Annotated in this window: 16 protein-coding genes; 9 read left to right on the top strand and 7 right to left on the bottom strand. The window is 68.8% G+C overall.

Features of this window, described 5'->3' with window-relative positions; translation table 11 throughout:
- Both HLH28_RS17445 and HLH28_RS17450 read right to left on the bottom strand, forming a co-directional pair.
- Positions 1-642, bottom strand: a 642-nt coding sequence (locus tag HLH28_RS17445) for an FUSC family protein (protein ID WP_182961880.1), incomplete at its 3' end; no start/stop codon positions are given.
- Positions 643-1,175: 533 nt separating this feature from the next.
- Positions 1,176-1,454, bottom strand: coding sequence for a hypothetical protein (locus HLH28_RS17450; protein ID WP_182961881.1), 279 nt, complete (start codon positions 1,452-1,454; stop codon positions 1,176-1,178).
- Positions 1,455-1,470: 16 nt separating this feature from the next.
- Between HLH28_RS17450 and HLH28_RS17455 the strand changes: the two genes are divergently transcribed.
- Positions 1,471-3,621 (top strand): TonB-dependent siderophore receptor, encoded by a 2,151-nt coding sequence (locus HLH28_RS17455; protein WP_338029763.1) that lies wholly within the window; start codon positions 1,471-1,473, stop codon positions 3,619-3,621.
- A 252-nt stretch (positions 3,622-3,873) separates the two neighbouring features.
- Here the strand turns inward: HLH28_RS17455 and HLH28_RS17460 are convergent, their stop codons facing one another.
- A complete protein-coding gene (locus HLH28_RS17460) occupies positions 3,874-4,779 on the bottom strand; it encodes a LysR substrate-binding domain-containing protein (RefSeq protein WP_182961893.1) in 906 nt (301 codons plus the stop codon).
- A 271-nt stretch (positions 4,780-5,050) separates the two neighbouring features.
- Here HLH28_RS17460 and HLH28_RS17465 point away from each other — a divergent pair, with 271 nt between their 5' ends.
- The 5 genes from HLH28_RS17465 (at position 5,051) to nadC (ending at position 10,022) form a co-directional block, all read left to right on the top strand.
- Positions 5,051-5,539, top strand: coding sequence for a GNAT family N-acetyltransferase (locus HLH28_RS17465; RefSeq protein ID WP_182961882.1), 489 nt, complete (start codon positions 5,051-5,053; stop codon positions 5,537-5,539).
- Positions 5,540-5,590: 51 nt separating this feature from the next.
- Entirely contained in the window at positions 5,591-6,475 is an 885-nt protein-coding gene (locus HLH28_RS17470; protein ID WP_182961883.1) for an NUDIX hydrolase, read from the top strand.
- 164 nt (positions 6,476-6,639) lie between these two features.
- Positions 6,640-7,623 carry a quinolinate synthase NadA gene (gene nadA, locus HLH28_RS17475; protein ID WP_182961884.1) on the top strand — a complete coding sequence of 328 codons (984 nt, stop codon included), beginning with the start codon at positions 6,640-6,642 and terminating at the stop codon, positions 7,621-7,623.
- Positions 7,620-9,155: an L-aspartate oxidase gene (locus tag HLH28_RS17480; RefSeq protein WP_182961885.1), complete on the top strand. Its 1,536-nt coding sequence runs from the start codon at positions 7,620-7,622 to the stop codon at positions 9,153-9,155. Before nadA ends, HLH28_RS17480 begins: the two co-directional genes overlap by 4 nt.
- A 6-nt stretch (positions 9,156-9,161) precedes the next feature.
- On the top strand, positions 9,162-10,022 hold the full coding sequence (nadC, locus tag HLH28_RS17485; RefSeq protein ID WP_182961886.1) for a carboxylating nicotinate-nucleotide diphosphorylase: 861 nt from the start codon (positions 9,162-9,164) through the stop codon (positions 10,020-10,022).
- 437 nt (positions 10,023-10,459) lie between these two features.
- Here nadC and HLH28_RS17490 read toward each other — a convergent pair whose 3' ends face one another.
- The 4 genes from HLH28_RS17490 to HLH28_RS17505 all read right to left on the bottom strand — a co-directional run bounded on the left by HLH28_RS17490 (position 10,460) and on the right by HLH28_RS17505 (position 15,283).
- On the bottom strand, positions 10,460-11,818 hold the full coding sequence (locus HLH28_RS17490) for a sensor domain-containing diguanylate cyclase (protein WP_246396379.1): 1,359 nt from the start codon (positions 11,816-11,818) through the stop codon (positions 10,460-10,462).
- Between the two features lie 651 nt (positions 11,819-12,469).
- On the bottom strand, positions 12,470-13,147 hold the full coding sequence (locus tag HLH28_RS17495; protein ID WP_182961888.1) for a GntR family transcriptional regulator: 678 nt from the start codon (positions 13,145-13,147) through the stop codon (positions 12,470-12,472).
- A gap of 196 nt (positions 13,148-13,343) precedes the next feature.
- Positions 13,344-14,339 carry a 4-hydroxyproline epimerase gene (locus HLH28_RS17500; RefSeq protein WP_182961889.1) on the bottom strand — a complete coding sequence of 332 codons (996 nt, stop codon included), beginning with the start codon at positions 14,337-14,339 and terminating at the stop codon, positions 13,344-13,346.
- Between the two features lie 53 nt (positions 14,340-14,392).
- The gene (locus HLH28_RS17505; protein WP_182961890.1) at positions 14,393-15,283 is read right to left on the bottom strand and encodes a dihydrodipicolinate synthase family protein; all 891 of its coding nucleotides are present in this window, start codon (positions 15,281-15,283) and stop codon (positions 14,393-14,395) included.
- Positions 15,284-15,355: 72 nt separating this feature from the next.
- Here HLH28_RS17505 and HLH28_RS17510 point away from each other — a divergent pair, with 72 nt between their 5' ends.
- The 3 genes from HLH28_RS17510 (at position 15,356) to HLH28_RS17520 (ending at position 19,301) form a co-directional block, all read left to right on the top strand.
- The gene (locus HLH28_RS17510; RefSeq protein ID WP_220790169.1) at positions 15,356-16,702 is read left to right on the top strand and encodes an NAD(P)/FAD-dependent oxidoreductase; all 1,347 of its coding nucleotides are present in this window, start codon (positions 15,356-15,358) and stop codon (positions 16,700-16,702) included.
- A gap of 49 nt (positions 16,703-16,751) precedes the next feature.
- Complete coding sequence (locus HLH28_RS17515) at positions 16,752-18,371, top strand: APC family permease (RefSeq protein ID WP_246396381.1); 1,620 nt, start codon at positions 16,752-16,754, stop codon at positions 18,369-18,371.
- A gap of 411 nt (positions 18,372-18,782) precedes the next feature.
- Positions 18,783-19,301: a hypothetical protein gene (locus tag HLH28_RS17520; RefSeq protein ID WP_182961891.1), complete on the top strand. Its 519-nt coding sequence runs from the start codon at positions 18,783-18,785 to the stop codon at positions 19,299-19,301.
- The last annotated feature ends 182 nt before the right edge of the window (positions 19,302-19,483 follow it).

Below are 19,483 nucleotides of genomic sequence, written 5' to 3' on the forward strand. Positions count from 1 at the left end.
GGCGGGCGCCGCCACGCCGGCCGCGACCCTGTCCGCCAGCCCGCGCAGCCGGGCCGGCAGCCGCCGGCGCGCCGCCCCCCGGACGCCGGGCAGCAGCAGCGCGGCCATCGCGGCCTCGCACACGATGCCCAGCACGATATAGGTTCCCCGCGCCATCGCGACGTCGAAGACATGGTCGGGCTGGCTGATGGCCCCGGTCGCGACGATGGCCGAGGTGAAGCTGGTGACCAGCAGGCCATAGCTGCGATAGCCGTCGAAGAACGTCGCGCACCCGCAGCACAGGCCGATCCACAGCGCCAGCGCCAGGAAGAACAGGCCGGTTTCCTGCGGGAACGCCGCGATCAGCGCCACCCCCGCGCCGCATCCGACGAGCGTGCCTGCCAGGCGCCAGCGCGCCTTGGACAGGGATTCGCCGCGCGAGGCCGTCGCCACGACCCAGACGGACAGCGGCGCCCATTGCGGGCTGTCCAGTTCCATCCAAATGGCGATCAGCAGCGACAGTTCGGCGGCCAGCGACGTGCGCACCGCAAACCCCAGGTCCGCCAGCGACGGCGCCATCAGCCACCGCCATGATCCGCCCCATGGCCTGCCCCATGTGGCGCCCCATGCCCGGTGCCACGCCCCGGCCCCCGAACCGGCCATTTTTCCCGCCGCGCCTGACATGGCCCCGCCCCGAAAAACGACAGGCTGCGGCGCCGCGCGCCGCGTGTCCAAGTGGTTGTCGTGATCTGATCATAAGCAACGCTTATGAAGGGCGCCGCGTGGAGATCAGTTCGAAATCGGAACGTAATTGCGCCCGCCGCCGGCGCGCATTTTCCGACTGCCTCCTATGCATGACCCGGCGCGTTTCCCCGTCGTGCGGGCCAGCGGGAATCAGGGGAGATGGGGTCGATGCGCCGGCATGGCCTGCGCGGTGGAGAGAAGCGGGCGCGCGTCCCGCGTGAAGCCGCCGGGCACGTTGCCGCCGTCGAAGCCATTTCGACGGAAAGATGGTTTCTGTACCTTAGGATTTTCCTTATCCGCGCATTTTTCAGGTCGTTTCGTTTTCGACCGTACCTTGCCGCGTGGCTGGTCCCCGCCTTCCGGCGGATCTTCCCCCGTGCATGGGCCAGGAGAAGCGCGATCCGCGTGCGGTGATGAGAAGTGCAGTGCTGGAACGGCAATGTTTTGTAATGTCACCATGTATTGCAACACGTAACGAGCATGATACAGATCGCCACGTTGCGAATGATTATCACATTTAATGAGGGCAAGGTGAAAATCTCGAGACGGCGACAGTTCCGCACGGCGATGTTCCTGACATCGATATTGTCGTCGTTTTTCTGGATAACCGCGCCGCGCGCCGCCGATGTGACCGACAAGACCGCCCAGGGCAGGAAATCCGTTACGACGTCGAAACCTGCAAAGACATCGGCGCCCGCAAAGACGTTGGCCGACGAGAACAAGGCGGTCACGACGGAGAATATCGTCGTGAAATCGCAGAGAACGGAGAGAGGCAGCTACACGGCGTCCGCCGCCAGCGCGTCCACCGGCCTCGCGCTGAGCCTTCGCGAAACACCCCAGACCGTGACGGTGATGACCCGTCAGCTTATGGACGACCAGCAGATCAACACCCTGGACGACGTTCTCAATACAACGCCCGGGGTCACGTCCTATGCGAACGACAATGCCGGGCGCACCACGTACCGTGCCCGCGGGTTCGACATCACGAACTACAAGATCGACGGGATGCAGGTCGACGCGAGCACGAGTTTCACCGGCCTCGGCACGTCGATGAACATGGACCTCTACGAGAACGTCCAGATCATCAGGGGTGCCAACGGGCTTCTGGGCGGGACGGGAGATCCGTCGGCGACGATCTACCTGCAGCGGAAGCAACCGACCCGGACCTTCAGCGTGAACGGCCTGCTGCGTCTGGGCAACTGGAACGAGCACCGCGTCATGGCGGACGTCAACACGCCGCTGAACAAATCCGGGTCCATCCGCAGCCGCTACGTCTTCAGCTGGGACGATACGGATACGTTCCGCCAGCGCGAGCATGTCAACCGGATCGGCGCACTTGCCAACTACGCCGCGGATCTTTCATCGAACGACGTCCTGAATTTCGGCTTCCAGTACGAGCGGAGCCGCAATGACGGCGCATCGTGGGGCACGAACGTTCCGATCTGGTATGCCGACGGAACAAGGACGAACCTGCCCCGCAGCACGAACCCGGTCGCGAACTGGAGCCAGGCCACCCGGGACATGTACACGGCCTTCATCAATTACGATCACGATTTTTCCGCCGGCTGGCACCTCATGGTCGGCTACATGCGCACGCAGGGTGGCTCCTTCAGCGATCTCGGCGTGGCGAAAATCAACAATGCCGCGAAAAACGTCGGTGGCTTTGCCGGTTTCTGGAACGAGGACGGGACCGGCGCCTATCTGAACGCCATGCATGCCGAATATGCCGACGCCCGGGACAACGCGGATGTCCATATCTCCGGCCCCATTCATATCCTGGGGCGGGAACATCAGCTGATGTTCGGTTTCAACGGCTATAACGACGAATTGACGGAATATACGTTCAGCCAGGCGCTGGGCAACTGCAACATTGCCGGCGTATCCCCATGGTCCGGCTGCCAATATCGCGCGGCCGGCCTGCCTGTCGCGAACTGGCGGACATGGGACGGTTCGTATCCCGATTTCTCGACGCACCGCACGCATGCGCGGGAGGTCGACGTGACCCGGAACTACGGCGCCTATGTGTCCGGCCGCTTCATCCTGGCCAAGGGGCTGTCCCTTATCCTCGGCGGACGCATCAGCACATACGAAGCCTACAGCGGTACCTACAATCTTTCGAACCAATACAACCCGATCGCGGGCGGCACGCGGCAGAACGCCGTGCTGACGCCCTATGCGGGCATGGTCTACGACTTCACCCGCACGATGTCGATCTACGGCAGCTATACCAATATCTATACGCCGCAATCGAACTTGCGGGATGAAAACAACCGTCCCCTCGATCCCGTCATGGGCAAAAGCTATGAGACCGGCCTGAAGGGTGCCTTCTTCGGGCAGAGACTCAACACCTCTCTCGCGTTCTATCTCAACAAGCAGAGCAACGTTGCCCAGGCGACCGGCGCCGTCAACGACATCACCGGGGATTCGATCTATACCTCCGTCAATGGCGTGAAATCCGAGGGTATCGATTTCGACGCGTCCGGCGAGCTGCTTCCGGGGTGGAACGTCTTCTTCGGATACAGCTATCTCCGGACCAGGGGCCTGAGCTACCAGCAGGATCCGCATCACCTGGTCCGCCTGACGACAAGCTACACGTTCCCCGGCGCCTTGCATCGCCTGACCGTGGGCGGTGGCATCTCGAGCCAGAGCAGCACGGAATGGACGACGAATCCCGGCCGCCCCCTGTCGGGCGGGGGATATGACACATCGAACATCAAGGTTGGCGGCTACACGCTGATCAACCTGATGGCACGCTACAGGGTGGCCGGCTGGCTGGACATTGCCGGAAACATCACGAACCTTACGGACAAGACCTACGTGCGTCAGGCCGGTTTCTACGACGGGATGATTTTCGGCGAGCCCCGGACATTCAATTTCACGCTGCGTGGACGCTATTGAACCTTGTTCTGCCCGTCCGCGGCGCGTGAATCACGTCCGCTGCGGGTGCGGGTCCTGTCGGACTTGACCCGGGTTTCGTCGCCGGAGCCCGGCGGGCGGGATCGAACGCCACCAGGGCGCATTTCGGACCAGTCCTTAGCAGGCTGTCTGGACATGCGCGCTGGTGAGCGAGAGCGGCCTTGACGGCCGTCCGCCGCGAAGCACAGGAAACGCGCATAGGATCGCCACCAGCGCGCATGTCCAGACAGGCTCCTACAGCTTGAGCGCGTCGTCCAGGACCAGGCCGCCGGCGACCTCCCAGCTACGCGCCATCAGGGCCGTCACGACCGGCTGCCGCAGGCGCACCAGCCCCACCCCGGGCGCCGGGCAGGGGCTGAGGCGCCGGATCTGCAGCGGGGCGGCGGCCTCGTGCCCGGACGGCAGGGCGGCGACGGGCAGGATCGTCGCAAGGCGCCCCGCCCGAAGTTCCGCATGCAGCAATTCCAGCGCGTTCGTTTCCAGGAAGACCGTCGGTTCGCACCCGGCCTCGCGGAAACAGGCGTCGACGATCTGCCGGCTGCGCATCGACCGCCCGAGCAGGCACAGCGGCAGCCCCGCCGCCTCCTGCCAGCCGCAGGTCGTGCGGTTCGGCAGGCTCACCCCCGGGGCGGCCGCCAGCACAAGCTGTTCCGCGTAGAGATACCGGGTTTCGAAGGACCCGTCGGGGGGCACCTGGTCCAGGTAGATCAGCCCCATCTGGATCCGATGCTCGGCCAGGTCATGCAGGATGTCCGCGCTGGCCGCGACATTCACCGAGAGATGCAATGCCGGTATCGCCGCCCGCAGGCTTTCCATCAGCAGCGGCAGGACCAGGATCGCCGGCGGCATCGCGCCGATGGACAGGCTGCCCCCGGCGATGTCCCGGGCGAAATGCGCCTCCTGCCGCAGGCCGTCCAGCGCCGCGATCGTCTGCCGCGCCCAGGCCAGGACCCGTTCGCCTTCGGCGGTGAAGCCGAACACGCGCCGGTTGCGGAGCACGACCGTGACGCCGAGTTCATGCTCCAGCTGCCGGATCGCGGCGGACAGGGCCGGCTGGGATACGCCGCAATGATCCGCGGCACGGGAAAAATGCCGGAACCGATCCAGCGCGACCAGATACGTTAATTGACGCAGGAACACATGAACCGCCCAACCAGGAATGCCGTCGAGAGGCTGTATTAGCGTCAAATGGCGGCTCCGGGCAGCATCGCGGACGTCTTTCGCGTCCCCGGCGCGTATGCACGCTGTCCGTCGGCGGCACGCTGCGCCATTCCAATTTCTGCTTCGTCCGGTTCAGGAACATCCCGCGCTGGCTGGCCGATCCGGAAATCGGCATTGCGCACGGAGTGCGCATCGTTTGTCCGGACGGCCGGCGGCTGATACGGTGGCGCGACTTATCTGCCGAGGATGCATGCTGCTGATCCGCCCCCTGGTGCCCGCCGATTTCGATGCCGTCTGGCCGATCCTGCGCGATGTCGTGCGAGCGCGGGAGACCTATGCGCTGGACCCGGACATGGATCGCGATGCCGGGTGGCGCGTGTGGGCCGAGGCGCCGCGGGCGACCTTCGTCGCCGAGCGCGACGGCGTGGTGCTGGGCAGCTACTACATCAAGCCCAATGCCGCGGGGCCGGGCGATCACGTGTGCAATTGCGGCTATATCGTCTCGCCCGCCGCGCGGGGACAGGGGGTGGCGGGGGCGCTGTGCGCGCATTCGCTGCGCGTGGGGCGCGAGATGGGGTTCGCCGCCATGCAGTTCAATTCGGTCGTCGCCACCAATATCGTCGCGATCCGGCTGTGGCAGAAGCACGGCTTCGCCATCGTGGGCACGCTGCCCGGCGCCTTTCGCCATGCCACGCAGGGCGTGGTGGATTGCCATGTCATGTATCGCGCGATGGACTAGGCATGGCCGGGGCGCGCCGCGCCCGAGGCCGGACGGGAGGGGACGCGCGCCATGCCCACGAAACTGATCGCCGTGCTGATCGCGGTCAGCGACGGTCGTCCCATGGTCCTGACGCTGGAGGGTGGGCGGGCGCTGCCGTCCGGCCCGCTGGAGGCCGGGCATCGGTCGTTGCAGACCGGCCTGCGCCTGTGGGTGGAGCGGCAGACCGGGCATGCGCTGGGCCATGTCGAGCAGCTTTATACCTTTGCCGACGCGCCGGACGGCGACGCCGCCGACGATCGCAGCGTGCTGATTTCCTATCTGGCGCTGACGCGCATCCACCAGGGCGAGCACGGTTGGCGCAACTGGTACGATTATTTCCCGTGGGAGGACCAGACCGCCCCCGACGGCCGCGCCCTGGTCGCACGGATCGCGGCGCGGCTGGAGCACTGGGCCCATGCCGCGCCGCCGGCCCCGGGCGCGGCCCGCCGCCAGCGCATCGCCCTGACCTTCGGACTGGACGGGCTGGGCTGGGACGACGAACTGGTGCTGCAACGCTACGAATTGCTGTGGGAGGCCGGGCTGGTGCCGGAATCGGCGCCGCCGGGGGGGAGGACCGTGCCGGGGCTGGAGATGGCGGGCGACGGGCGGCGCATCCTGGCCACCGCCATGGCGCGGCTGCGCGCCAAGATCCGTTATCGTCCCGTGATCTTCGAACTGATGCCCGACAGCTTTACCTTGCTGCACCTGCAGCGCACGGTCGAGGCCGTGGCCGGGCAGCCCATGCACAAGCAGAATTTCCGCCGCCTGATCACCCAGCAGGACCTGGTGGAGGAAACGGCGGATGTCGCATCCGACACGCGCGGTCGCCCTGCCCGCCTGTTCCGTTTCCGGCGCGAGGTGATCGGGGCGCGGCGGATCGCCGGATCCAAGCTGCCGCTTACCCGACCCGTCTGAAAACGCGGTTTGCCGGCGATCCGGCGCGCGTTTCCTGCGGGCTGGTCACAACGCTGTCATATCGATCCCTCTTGACGCGGCGGGCCGGCGGGCCAATCACAGGGGTGAACTGATGCGGCTTATTTATGCTCATAACGAGTATAAATAAGCCCAGGGAGCCGAATATGTCCGAGACCCTTACCGCCTCGCCCCGCCTCGAAGCCCTGTACGACCGCGTCGCCCGGGTCGTTCCCCGGATGGAGTGGGAGATGTTCGCCGACGACATCGCGGCCATCCTCGACCTCAAGCGCCGGCGCCGGGCGGTGATCCTGGCGCATAATTACCAGACGCCGGAGATCTTCCACTGCGTCGCCGACATCCGGGGCGACAGCCTGGCCCTGGCGCGCGATGCCCAGGGGCTGGACGCCGACGTGATCGTGATGGCCGGCGTGCATTTCATGGCCGAGACCGCCAAGATGATGAACCCGGACAAGACGGTGCTGATCCCGTCCCTGCAGGCGGGATGTTCGCTGGCGGACTCGATCACCGCCGCGGACGTGCGGGCGCTGAAGCGCGCGCATCCGGGCGTGCCGGTGGTCACCTATGTCAACAGCACGGCCGACGTGAAGGCCGAGAGCGATATCTGCTGCACCTCGGCCAATGCGCGGCACATCGTCGAGAGCCTGGGCGTGCCCCGCGTCATCATGATCCCCGACGAATTCCTGGCGCAGAACGTCCAGCGGGAAACCGGCGTGGAGATCATCACCTGGGCCGGGCATTGCGAGGTGCATGAGCGTTTCACCCCGCAGGAGATCCGCGACTGGCGCCGCGACAATCCCGGCGTCGCCGTGCTGGCCCATCCGGAATGCCCGCCCGGCGTCGTGGCCGAGGCCGATTTTTCCGGGTCCACCGCCGCGATGTCGGATTTCGTCGCGCGCGGCGCGCACGACAGGGTGCTGCTGGTGACGGAATGTTCCATGAGCGACAATCTGGCCGCCGCCCATCCCGGCATCGATTTCGTGCGGCCGTGCAACCTGTGCCCGCACATGAAGCGCATCACCCTGCCCGCGATCCGCCACGCGCTGGAGAGCATGACCCACGAGGTCACGATCCCCGGCCATCTGCTGGCCGGCGGCCGCCGGGCGGTGGAACGGATGCTGGCGGCGTGACCGGCCCAGCCGCCCTTGCCGGGCGACCGGTCGTTGCCGGGGCCGGCCTGGCCGGCCTGGCGACCGCCCTGCTGATGGACCGGCCGTGCGTCGTGCTGTCGCCCGCCCCGCTGGCCGCCGATGCCGCCAGCACCCTGGCGCAGGGCGGCATCGCCGCCGCGATCGGCCCGGACGACACGCCCGCCCTGCATGCGCGCGACACGCTGGCCGCCGGCGCCGGGCTGTGCGATCCGGCGGCGGTGGAGGCCATCACGCGGGCCGCGCCGGACGCCATCGCGGCGCTGGCCGGGCTGGGGGCGGTGTTCGATCGCCGGCCCGACGGCACGCCCGACCTGCATCTGGAGGCCGCCCATTCCCGCCCGCGCATCGCCCATGCCCATGGCGACGGCACGGGGGCCGAGATCATGCGCGCGCTGGTCGCCCGCGTCCGCGCGACGCCGCGCATCACGGTACTGGACCATGCCGCCCTGCGCCGGGTGATCGTCGCGGACGGGCAGGTGGCCGGCGTGCTGGCCGAACGGGCCGGGGGAACGGTGGCGATCCCGACCGCCGCCTGCGTGATCGCGACGGGCGGGGTCGGCGCGCTGTTCCCCACCACCACCAGCCCGCCCGGCGGGCTGGGGTCCGGCCTGGCCTGCGCCGCGCGCGCCGGCGCGACCCTGCGCGACATGGAATTCGTGCAGTTCCATCCGACCGCGCTGGACGCGACGCCCCCGGCGCGCGGGGCCGGCGCCGCGCCGCGCGTGCTGGTCAGCGAGGCGGTGCGGGGTGCCGGCGCGGTGCTGGTCGACGAGACCGGCGACCGCTTCACCGACGAACTGGCCCCGCGCGATGTCGTGGCGCGGGCGATCCAGGCGCATCTGGCGGCCGGGCATCGCGTCTTCCTGGATGCCCGCGCGGCGACGCACGGGCATTTCGCGCGGCATTTTCCCGGCATCGCGCGGGCCTGCCTGGCCCATGGGATCGACCCCGACCGCGACCCGATTCCGGTGCGTCCGGCCGCGCATTACCATATGGGCGGCATCGAGACCGACCTGCGCGGCCGGACGTCGGTGCCGGGCCTGTGGGCCTGCGGCGAGGCCGCGTCCACCGGCCTGCACGGCGCCAACCGCCTGGCCAGCAATTCGCTGCTGGAGGCCTTCGTCTGCGGCGGCTTCGTCGCGCGCGACCTGGACGCGACGAGCCTGCCCGTTCCCCGGCCGCTGCCGGCGCGGGATACGCCACAGCCGCAGGCGGCGGATCCGGCGGATGTGCGCCTGCTGGTCGGGCGGGCCGCGGGCATCCTGCGCACCGCCGACGGCCTGCGCCGCGCGGCCCGCGCCCTGGCGCCGCATGTCCCGCATGACGACCAGGCCCTGGTCGGTGCACTGCTGTGCCTGACGGCGCTGGAGCGGCGCGAAAGCCGGGGCGGCCATTACCGCACCGATTATCCCGACACCGCGCCCGACGCCGTCACCGGCCGCATCACCCTGGCGCGCGCCCTGCCGGCCCTGGCCGCGCTGGCGCCGGTCCCTTTCCTTCTGGAGCATTGATCCCTCATGACGCCCTTGCCCGATTTCATGCTCGAACCCCTGGTGCGCGCCGGCCTGCTGGAGGATTTCGGCTGCGGCGGGGACCTGACCACCGACGCCCTGGCCGCGCCGGGGCAGGTCCTGCACACCGCGCTGGTCGCGCGGCAGGACGGCGTGGTGGCGGGCCTGTCGCTGGCCCGGCTGGCCTTCACGCTGATCGATCCCGCCGTGCGCTTCACGGTCGAACGCCCTGACGGCAGCGTCGTCGCGCCCGGGACCTGCATCGCGCGCGTCGTGGGCGCCGCGCCGGCTATCCTGGGCGGCGAGCGGGTGGCGCTGAATTTCCTGTCGCATCTGAGCGGCATCGCCACGGCGACGGCGGGCATCGTCCGCGCCGTGGCGGGCACCCGCGCCCGCGTCTGCTGCACGCGCAAGACGCTGCCGGGGATGCGCGCGATCCAGAAATATGCCGTGCGGGCCGGGGGCGGATCCAACCATCGCTTCCGCCTGGACGATGCGATCCTGATCAAGGACAACCACATCGCCCTGGCCGGCGGCAGCGTGCGCGCCGCCCTGGAGGCCGCCCGCGCCCGCGCCGGCCACCTGGTCAGCATCGAGCTGGAGGTCGATACGCTGGACCAGCTGGCCGAGGCGTTGCAGGCCGGCGGCGCGGACGTGTTCCTGCTGGACAACATGACGCCGGACCAGTTGCGCGAGGCGGTGGCGATGGTGGCCGGACGCGCCCTGACCGAGGCCTCGGGCGGCATCACCCCTGCCACCGCCGCCGGCATCGCGGCGACCGGCGTCGACATCCTGTCGCTGGGATGGCTGACGCATACGGTGCGCGCGCTGGATATCGGCCTCGATTACGACAGCCGCGGCGCATAGGGGAACAGGTCCCGGAAGGCGCGGCATCGGAAACGTGCCTTCAAGTCGGCGACAGGGAGCGGGTGGAACGCGCCGAAGACGGGGCTGACGCGGCCGTATTGTCCGGTGTGTACCAAGTCCTGCCCGGTAGCGAATGGTGTCCGAAAAATCTAGTCTTCCACGTCATGTTTCGAGATCGGCGGCGCATTCGCCAGCAGCGTTGGGCCTGCGCATGGACCGGCAGTGGCGCAAGGCGCGGGTACGGGTCGCGCACAACCCGGCGATCCGGCGCGCGTGCGGCCCTGGCGAGTGGAAACCCAACCGGTCGTCGTCGGTCTTGTTTCGTATTTTTATGATTATATCTTCATATATCCGGTTTCTTGATCCGGATGTGAGCGCACCCGACGGCTCGGTTCCGGGGCTGAATCCCGGACGGGCGTCCGGCGCGTCCGACCCGTTCAGAACGCCACGCGATTGCGGCGCAGGGGCTGGGGCCCGCAGGTGAGGCCGGTGGCGATTTCCACGCGGTTCCGGCCGCGTTCCTTGGCGCTGTAGAGCGCCATGTCGGCGCGCGCCAGCGGGTCGTCCGTCTGCAGGTCCCGCGCGGTCATGTCCGAGATGCCGATGCTGACGGTGAAGCTGATCACGCGGCCCCGCACGACCGCCGGGCCCGCCGCGATCGTCCGGCGCACCCTTCTGGCGAAATGTTCGGCCTGCTCCAGGCTGGCGCCCGGCAGGCAGACGGCAAATTCCTCACCCCCCATGCGGCCGGCGCTGTCGGTCACGCGCAATATCGCCCGCAGCACCGCGGCGAAATGGCGGATCACCGCATCGCCGACCGCATGGCCGTACGTATCGTTGACGATCTTGAAATGATCGATGTCGATCATCATGACGGCGGCACGGCGGTCGTCCCTCTCGTCGTCGGCCGCAGGGGGATCGCCCTGGCCGGCGGCGACGCGGCCGATGCGCTGGAAGGCCTCGTCCAGCCGTTCCATGAAGGCGCGCCGGTTGGGCAGCTGGGTCAGGTGGTCGATGCGCGCCAGGTCCTTCAGTTCCTGTTCCACGCGCTTGTGCTCGGTCACGTCGACGACGAGGCCGTGCCACAGGATGCCGCCCCCCTCCTGCCGGACGGGGTGGGCGTCGATCTGCCGCCAGCGCAGGCCCTGGATGGGCAGCAGCACGCGGAACGTGCAGTGCCACGGCGCCAGGTCGGCGGCCGAGGCCGTGCGCGTGGTGCGGTAGGCATCGAGATCTTCGGGGTGGATGCGCCCCTCCAGCGGCGCGACGGTCGCGGCCACCTGCTGGGGCACGAGTTCGTAGATGTCGGCGATCCGCGTGCTGGCATAGGTCAGGCAGGCGGTGCCGTCGGCGGCCTGGCGGTACTGGAAGACCAGCCCGGGGATCTCGTTCGTCAGGTTGGCGATCAGGTCGCGGCTGTTGCGAAGTTCCTCGGCCAGGAGGCGCATCGAGGTGATGTCGGTCGTCGTCCCCACCATCCGCAGCGGCTGGCCGGCGGCGTCGCGTTCGATGACGCGGCCACGGCTGAGCACCCATTTGTAGGTGCCGTCCTTGCAGAGCAGCCGGTGTTCGACCTCGTAGCTCGGGCTTCGTCCCTCGAAATGGGCGCGCAGGGTCTCCTGCACGTAGGCCAGGTCGTCGGGATGCACGCGGATGTAGCTGTCCTCGATCCGGTTCGAAAGATCGTCGGGCCGATAACCCAGAAGCTCGGCCCATTCGGGCGAATAGCGGATTTCCCCCGTGACGACGTTGCGGTCCCAGATGCCGGTTCCACTGCCCACGATCGCCTGGACCATGATATTCGTGAAATCCTGCACCTTCCCCGATACCCCCCCGGTACATGTTATTTCAATCATAACGATATGCGGCGCCCCGCCGCAACGCCACGTGCGCGCCCCGTTGGCCGGTATCGTCGAAATTGTTCGCATCGCGGCATAATGGAGACTCCGCGCCTGCCCTACGTCCAAGGGTCGCATCATTTCGATATCTGATATGCATTTTTAGCATATCAGGAATTATCCCGCTTCTTCGGCCTGGCGGAGTTGGGGCTGGAACGCCTGAATCACCGTTCAGGAACGCGCGAACCTTCCCGGCGGCCGCGAAACGACCAGAAACCGGGTTCAGGACGGGTTTGCCATGCGAGAGCGACGCAAAGAGGCGCGCCCGGCGTGGGTTTCCAAGCACCGGAGCGGAGCGGCCTTGAGGGCCGTGAGCACCGGCCGCGCAGGAAACGCGCGTCGGATCGACCGTAGCCCCGGTTCGGACCGATCGCGGGGAGACGACCAGAAACCGGGTTCAGGGCGAGTTTGCCGTGCGAGAGCGACGCGAAGCGGCGCGCCCGGCGTGGGTTGCCGAGCACCGGAGCGGAGCGGCCTTGAGGGCCGTGAGCACCGGCGCGCAGGAAACGCGCGTCGGATCGCCGGCAAACCCGTCCTGAACCCGGTTTCTCAGGGGAGTTCCTTGTGGAGGTCTTCCATCGTATCGCGAATATGCTGGGCGACCTGCCGTTCCACCTGTTCGGCATCGCCCGTCAGCCAGGTATCCAGAAGCGCCTGGTGGGCGATGTGGGCGCGTTCGTAGCGGTCCTCGGAATGCAGGTGGAAGCGGATATACCGGTCGGCGAGGACGTTGATCCGTTCGACGAAGGACATCGTCAGCGTCCCGGCCCCGGGCTGGATCAGCGACAGATGGAAGGCGCGGTTGTAGGCGCCGGTGTCGGGATCGTCGTGGCGTTCCGCCCGGCGCAGGCGGGCCAGCGCGGTGCGGGCCGCGCTGTGGTCGGCGGCGGAGGCCATGCGGCAGCCGCGGGCGGCGGCGGGCGGTTCGAGTTGCAGGCGCAGGACGAAGACCTCCTCGGCCTCGGCCGAGGACAGGCTGCTGACCGAGAAGCCGCGGTTGGGATGGGACAGGACCAGCCCGTCCTGTTCCAGCCGGGCCAGGGCCTCGCGCAGCGGGATCTTGCTGACGCCCAGTTCGGTGGCGATCGTGTCCTGGCGGATCGGATCGCCGTCCGGCAGGGCGCCGCTGAGGATCCGGTCGCGAATCAGGTAATACAGCTGATCCGAAATGGTCCGGATGGTCAGCGGCCGGTCAGCGAGCGCCGGCAGGGGTTTGCCGATGGGCATAGGGGGTGAGCAACCTTCTGGCAGCGCGGAAAAACCGGAACCGGCCCGTTTGCCATGGGGCCGGCCCCACCTTCAGGACGGGGACCGAAAGCCTGTACCGGACACGGGCCGGCCGGCGATCCGGCGCGCCGCATCCCAGGGGACGCGACAGGATGGCCGTGCCCGCCGGACCCGTCTGCCGAACATTTTTGAATGGTCAGACAATCTGGAAACCCTGCCAGAAGACGTCCTCGCGGTCGATCCAGATTGTGTTCAGGCCGGTCGAAATCGCGCTGCCGGTGATCAGGGGCACGATCGCCGGCCGGCCGGCGAGGTCGGTTTCGCATTCTATTTCGCCGATGAAACGGCTGCGGATGAAGCTGTCGTGCGCGAAGCGGTCGCCGGCCCGCAATTCCCCGCGACTCCACAGATGGGCCAGTCGGGCGGAGGTTCCGGTGCCGCAGGGGCTGCGGTCGATCGCGCGGTCGCCGTAGAACACGGCGTTGCGGCCCTGCCCCGGTTCGTCGCCCGGTTCCGCCCACAGCACATGGCTGACGCCCGCGATCGTCGGGTCCAGCGGATGGACGGGGTGACAGGCGGCGCGGACGGCCGCGCGCACTTTCGGGCTGAGGTCGAGGATGCGCTGCGCGCCCAGGTCGTCGAGGCTGCGATAGGCGCCCTGGGGTTCGACGATGGCGTAGAAATTGCCGCCATAGGCGACGTCGACCACCATCGGGCCGAAGCCGGGCACGTCGATTTCGACCCCGGTCGCGGCGACATAGGCCGGGACGTTGCGGATGGTGACGGAAATCACGCGCCCGCCGCAGGTCGCATAGGTGATGCCGATGGTCCCCGCCGGGACCTCCAGCGTCAGGCGGCCGGGATCACGCGGGATGATCAGCCCGTGTTCCAGCGCGAAGGTGACCAGCCCGATCGTGCCGTGCCCGCACATCGGCAGGCAGCCGCTGGTTTCGATGAACAGGATGCCGGCATCGGTATCCGGCCGGGTGGGCGGATAGAGGAAGCCGCCGGACATCATGTCGTGTCCGCGCGGTTCGAAGCACAGGCCGGTGCGGATCCAGTCGAAGCGGGCCAGGAAATCCTGGCGGCGTTCGCTCATGGACATGCCGCGCAGCAGGGGCGCACCCCCGGCGACCAGTCGGACCGGATTGCCCGCCGTGTGTCCGTCGACGCAGAAGAAGGTGTGACGCATCGCGTGCCCCTGCCTGGATGGGATGGGTCGGCCGCTGGCCGGCACGGGTGGAATCAGCCGCAGGGCCGCGTGGCGGCGGCGCGTTCGACCATCGCCGTGACCGCCGCCCGGCGGGCGCCGGACAGGGGCAGGCGCGGCATGCGGACCCGTTCGCTGCCGCGTCCCATGATCTGTTCGGCCAGCTTGATCGCCTGCACCAGGTCATGTTCGGCGTCCAGGTGCAGCAGCGGCATGAACCAGCGATAGATCGCCAGCGCCCGTTCCATGTCGCCGCCCGCCAGGGCGTCGACCAGCGCCACCGATTCCTGGGGGAAGGCGCTGGTCAGGCCGGAGATCCAGCCCTGGGCCCCCAGCATCAGCCCTTCCAGCGCGACGTCGTCCAGCCCCGCCATCAGCACGAAGCGGTCGCCGAACGCATTGATCAGGTCGGTGTAGCGGCAGGTGTTGGCCGAGCTTTCCTTGACCGCCACGATCGTTTCGATCGCTGCCAGCCGTTCCAGCACCGGCAGGGTGATGTTCACCCGATAGGCGGTGGGGTTGTTGTACAGCATGATCGGCAGGTCGGACGCCGCCGCCACGGTGGAGAAATGGGCCTCGAGTTCCGCCTCGGTGGGGACGTAGACCATGGCGGGCAGGACCATCAGAGCGTCGGCGCCGATCCGCGCGGCGTCGGCGGCGAAGCGCGCGGCCCGGCCGGTCGTCAGTTCGGACACGCCGACGATGATGGGCACGCGCCGGTCCACGACCTCGCACGCCGCGCGGAGGAGGGTCCGCTTTTCCTCGGGCTCCAGCGAATTGTTCTCGCCGCAGGTGCCCATGACCACCAGGCCGTGCACCCCGTCGCGCACCAGCGCGTCCAGCACGCCCTGGGTCGCTGCGATGTCGATCGATCCGTCCGCCGCGAACTGGGTCGTCGCCGCGGGGAATACGCCTGTCCACTTCATTGCACGCCTCGCTTGCATTCGGTTTTGTTTCGTTTATCGTATACGTGTCGATATGGAAAGGACGAAATCATCGTGCCTTCACCGCCTTCCGGCATGGGTGCCATGCCCGCGCCCGCCGTGCCGGCGCCGCCCCGGACAGCCCCCCGGACAGCGATCGTCGTCGGGGGCGGGCTGGTCGGGCTGTGCTGCGCGCGGGCCCTGCGCCGGGCGGGGCTGGACGTCACGCTGGTCAGCGAGGCACGGGACATGCCGCCGGCGTCCTGGGGCAACGCCGGGCATGTCGCGGTGGAGCAGGTGATTCCGCTGGCGTCGCCGGCCGCGCTGGCCTCGGCCCCCGGGCGGCTGTTCCTGCGCGGCGGGGCGCTGGATTTCGGCTGGACCCGGCCGGGGGCCTGGGTGCCGTGGCTGCGCCACTACCTGCCGGCGTGCCGCGCCGGCCGGGCACGGGCGGGCCAGGCGGCGTTGCGGGGGCTGCTGGCCGGGGCGATGCCGGCCTGGCGGCGGATGGCGGACGAACTGGGCCGGCCCGACCTGCTGGACGATGGCGGGCACCTGATGTTCTGGCACGATCCGCGCCGCGCCGGGCCGGGCATGGCGCACTGGCTGGCCGCCGATACCGGGACCGCCACGGTCCGGCGGCTGGATGCGGACGATTTTCCCGACCTGTCCGGCGTGCTGGCCCGCCGGCTCTGCGGCGCCCTGAAAATCGAGGGCACCGGGCGGATGACCGTGACCCCGGGGACGGTGATGCAAGTCCTGTCCGACGCGCTGTACGGCGCGCAGGTGCGGCGCGTGTCCGCGCGGGCGGTCGGCCTGGCGCGCGACGGCGCGCGCACCGCGGTGCGCCTGGCGGACGGGCAGGTCCTGGGTGCCGACCGGGTGGTGGTCGCCACCGGCGTCGGCAGCGGCGCGCTGCTGCGGACGGCGGGCCTGTCGGCGCCGGTCGTGGCCGAGCGCGGATACCATATCGAATGGGACCATGGCGGCATGCCCGCCCTGCCGCCGATGGTGTTCGAGGAACGGTCGATGATCGTCAGCCGGTTCGGCACGCGATTGCGGACATCGTCCTTCGTCGAGTTCACGGCCCCCGACGCCCCGCCGGATGTCCGCAAATGGCGCTATCTGGAGGACAACGTCCGCGACCTGGGCCTGCCGGTGGCCTCGGGCTTCGCCCGCTGGATGGGATCGCGCCCGACCCTGCCGGACTACCTGCCCGCCATCGGGCCGCTGCCCGGCCTGCCGGGGGCGATCGCAGCCTATGGCCACCAGCATCTGGGCCTGACGCTGTCGCCGCTGACCGCCGAGCTGGTGTGCGCGCTGGCCACCGGGGCCGCGCCCGGGATGGCGCTGGCGCCGTTCCGGCCCGAGCGGTTCGGCGGAACGCGCCGCACCCGCCCGCGCGACCCCGGCCCCGCCTGACCTCGCCGCCGGGTGCGACCCGGCCCCCTTCCCCGGCACAAGGTGTTCCATGCCCCCCAGCGCGCCCGTCCCCTCTTCCCCGTCTTCCGTCCTGATGTCCCCCGACGCGGCCGCCGGGACGCATGCCGGGCATTTCCGCCGGTCGCTGTCGCTGCTGGACCTGACGATGATCGGCTTCGGGTCCATTTTCGGGTCGGGCTGGCTGTTCGCGGCGTCGAACGTGTCGGCCATCGCCGGGCCGGCCAGCGTCATTTCATGGGCGATCGGCGGGCTGGCGGTGCTGCTGCTGGGGCTGGTCTTCTGCGAACTGGGGGCCGCGCTGCCGCATGCGGGGGGCGTCGTGCGCTATCCGGCCTACAGCCACGGGCCGTTGCTGGGCTTCCTGATGGGGCTGATCACCGTGATCGCGTTTTCCAGCCTGATTTCCATCGAGATCGTGGCGGCGCGGCAATATGCCGGGGCATGGATCCCGGGCCTGACCCGCAATGCGGCGGGCGACCCGACCTGGGCGGGATGGATCGTGCAGCTGGCCGTTCTGGCCGGGCTGCTGCGGCTGAACCTGTCGCCGATCCGGACCTTCGCGCTGTTCAACAACATCGTCACGGTATTCAAGTTCTGCGTGCCGCTGCTGGTGATCGTCGTGCTGCTGGGCCACATGGATGCCGGCGCGTTCACCCGCCATGGCTTCGCCCCCGCCGGCGGGGCGGGGATCGAGGCCGCGATCTCCACCGGGGGCATCATCTTCGCCTATCTGGGCCTGACGCCGATCATCTCGGTCGCCAGCGAGGTCCGCGATCCGCAGCGCACCATCCCGCTGGCGCTGACGGCATCGGTGCTGATGGCGACCGTGGTGTATGTCCTGCTGCAGGTCGCCTTCGTCGGCAGCGTGCCCGACCGGCTGCTGGCCGGGGGGTGGGCGGGCGTCGCCCATATCCTGGCGCTGCCTTTCCATGACATCGCGATAACGGTCGGCGCGCTGTGGCTGGCGACGCTGGTGGTGGCGGACGCCATCGTGTCCCCCGCCGGGACGGGCAATATCTACATGAGCGCGTCGCCCCGCATCATCTACGGCTGGGCGCGCGGCGCCACCTTCCCCGCGCTGTTCGCCCGCGTCGATCGCGACAGCGGCGTGCCGCGGCCGGCCCTGTACCTGACCTTCGTGATGGCGGTGTTCTGGACGCTGCCCTTTCCGTCCTGGCAGGCGCTGATCGGCGTCGTGTCGTCGGCCCTGATGATGAGCTACGCCTTCGCGCCCATCGCCGCCGCCGCGCTGCGCCGCACCGCGCCGGACCTGCACCGGCCGTTCCGCCTGTCGCGCATGGCCGTGATGGGGCCGCTGTCGTTCATCGTCGCGTCGCTGATCGTCTACTGGTCCGGGTGGCAGACGGTGTCGTGGCTGCTGAGCCTGCAATTGCTGCTGGGCGTCGGCTTCGTGGCCTGGTGGGGTGTCACGAAGCGGCCGGGCCATCGCGGGCAGCTGCGCCATACTGGCTGGGTGCTGGTCTATTTCGCGGGCATGGTGGGCCTGTCGGGAACCGGCAGCTTCGGCGGCAGCGGGATCCTGCCGCATCCGCTGGACGATGCCGCCGTCGCGCTGTTCGCGCTGGCGATCTACCTGTGGGCCGAACGCAGCGGGAATCGGGTGTTCATGGACCGGGCCGACCTTTGAAATTTCCCCCGGGGAGATGGCACGGCAGCCCTGCGGGCCGGCGGAGGGGCGCAACTTTTCCGCATGCCGAAGGTTAGGGACGAAGCGGATCATCCAGGGTCGTCCAATCCGAAACTTCAGGCATTTCATAACGAAATAGAAATATCGAGATGCTTGCCTGCCCGCGGGGACGGATGCCGGGCCGACGGTCCGTCCCGACCCCGTCGGATACCTGAAGACGTGATCGAAGGGGCATGCGGGAGCGGATTATACTGGCCGGACGAGGAGGCCGGAATTCGATCCCGGGGCCGCGTCATCGGCCGGAGGCCCTGGTGATCCATCCTTCTTTTCGTGATCGGCCTGGCGCGTCCGGGGGTCCATGACGGAGTACGTATTCTGTTCCAGTTTGTCGAAAGGCGGAGCACGCGGCCCATGACGACCCTTGCCACCCTGCCGCTGGCGCGCATGCGCGTGACGCCCAACCTGATGGCGACGCCCATCGGCACCATCCTGGTGACCTCCGAGGCCGGATCGGACGCGCAGCGGATCGTGATCCGCACCCGCATGGTCGTGGAACGGAAGGTGCAGCCGGGCCTGCTGATGGTCCAGGGCAGCCTGTCGGGATATTTCGTGCCGGACGACGAGTGCGGTGCCTTCGTCCGCAACGCCCTTGACGTGACCGACGTGCTGACGCCCGTGCTGAGGGATATCCTGCCGGGCCTGCGCTACATGGACAATGCCTGCGTGCGCGGCGACGTGTGGCACCTGAACGACGAATCCGGCACGCTGTTCGCCGGCATCGCCGTCGGGTCGGCCCCCATGGAAACGGCGATATCGGGCTATGCCCGGATCGTCGACGGCCGCATCGGCGAGATCGTGGCCGCCCGCCGCCTGACCTACCTGGGCCGGCTGGACCTGGCGCTGGCGCCGGGGACTCCGACCCTGGCCTGATTACTGCGGCCTTCTCAGGGCGCGGCCTTTGGAAACCGATCGTCAGGGGTCCAGGGCCTCGGGCCCTGGCGGGGCATGGGGCAAAGCCCCATGAAAAAGGGCGCCGGCCCTTGCCGGCCCGGCGCCCTGATCGGTTGATCCGGGTTGCGGATCAGACCGAGTAGTACATCTCGAACTCGGCC

This window comes from Gluconacetobacter tumulisoli (assembly GCF_014174155.1).
In the GTDB taxonomy this organism is placed as follows: Bacteria; Pseudomonadota; Alphaproteobacteria; order Acetobacterales; family Acetobacteraceae; genus Gluconacetobacter; species Gluconacetobacter tumulisoli.

Excerpts from the sequence above, each read along its gene's own strand:
- HLH28_RS17470 (WP_182961883.1), top strand. The coding sequence starts at position 5,591 with ATGCCCACGAAACTGATCGCCGTGCTGATCGCGGTCAGCGACGGTCGT.
- HLH28_RS17515 (WP_246396381.1), top strand. The coding sequence starts at position 16,752 with ATGCCCCCCAGCGCGCCCGTCCCCTCTTCCCCGTCTTCCGTCCTGATG.
- nadA (WP_182961884.1), top strand. The coding sequence starts at position 6,640 with ATGTCCGAGACCCTTACCGCCTCGCCCCGCCTCGAAGCCCTGTACGAC.
- HLH28_RS17505 (WP_182961890.1), bottom strand. The coding sequence starts at position 15,283 with ATGAAGTGGACAGGCGTATTCCCCGCGGCGACGACCCAGTTCGCGGCG.
- HLH28_RS17495 (WP_182961888.1), bottom strand. The coding sequence starts at position 13,147 with ATGCCCATCGGCAAACCCCTGCCGGCGCTCGCTGACCGGCCGCTGACC.
- HLH28_RS17520 (WP_182961891.1), top strand. The coding sequence starts at position 18,783 with ATGACGACCCTTGCCACCCTGCCGCTGGCGCGCATGCGCGTGACGCCC.
- HLH28_RS17465 (WP_182961882.1), top strand. The coding sequence starts at position 5,051 with ATGCTGCTGATCCGCCCCCTGGTGCCCGCCGATTTCGATGCCGTCTGG.
- nadC (WP_182961886.1), top strand. The coding sequence starts at position 9,162 with ATGACGCCCTTGCCCGATTTCATGCTCGAACCCCTGGTGCGCGCCGGC.
- HLH28_RS17500 (WP_182961889.1), bottom strand. The coding sequence starts at position 14,339 with ATGCGTCACACCTTCTTCTGCGTCGACGGACACACGGCGGGCAATCCG.
- HLH28_RS17490 (WP_246396379.1), bottom strand. The coding sequence starts at position 11,818 with ATGGTCCAGGCGATCGTGGGCAGTGGAACCGGCATCTGGGACCGCAAC.